This window comes from Paenibacillus tritici, assembly GCF_013204885.1.
GTDB classification, from domain to species: domain Bacteria; phylum Bacillota; class Bacilli; order Paenibacillales; family Paenibacillaceae; genus Paenibacillus_AQ; species Paenibacillus_AQ tritici.
The window spans coordinates 1-553 of sequence record NZ_JABMKX010000048.1 but is presented as its reverse complement, the minus strand read 5'-3'; the positions used below and the strand labels follow the sequence as shown (position 1 = coordinate 553).

Genomic DNA, 553 nt, shown 5'->3' with positions numbered 1-553 from the left:
CGGCTACCGTCCTGGACGATATCCACCAGTGGCAAAAACGACCGCTGAGCAAGCGCTACAGCGTGATCTACCTGGACGGGCTGTACGTGAAGCTCAAACGGGGGACGGTCCGTGGTGAGGTGGTTTATTTTGCGATGGGGATCGACGAAGAGGGACAACGCCAAATCCTCGGGTTCTACGTGGGCGGTCAAGAGAGTTCAAACGGCTGGCGGGAGGTGCTGAAAGACCTGTACGACCGCGGAGCGCAGGAAGTGCTGCTCGGTGTGTTTGACGGGCTTCCAGGACTGGATGCAGCGTTTAAAGAGACCTATCCGCAGGCCGATGTGCAGCATTGTGTGGTGCACAAAGTGCGGGCCACCTTCCCCAAAATCCGAATCGAGCACAAAACCGATGTCTTGGAAGCCCTGAAGACGGTGTATACGGCACCGGATGAGGTCGTGGCCCGGGCAAATTTTGATACGGTCAAAGCCAAGTGGAACAAGCTATATCCGAAAGAAATGAAGTCCTGGGAGGAGCAATTGTCCACCCTCCTGACGTTCTACAAGTACCCGGA

At 56.1% G+C, this 553-nt stretch carries 1 protein-coding gene; it reads left to right on the top strand.

The genetic code is table 11. The annotated features are described in order from the left end of the window. A partial coding sequence (locus HQN87_RS31985; protein ID WP_173141385.1) for an IS256 family transposase occupies positions 1-553 on the top strand: 553 nt, incomplete at both ends.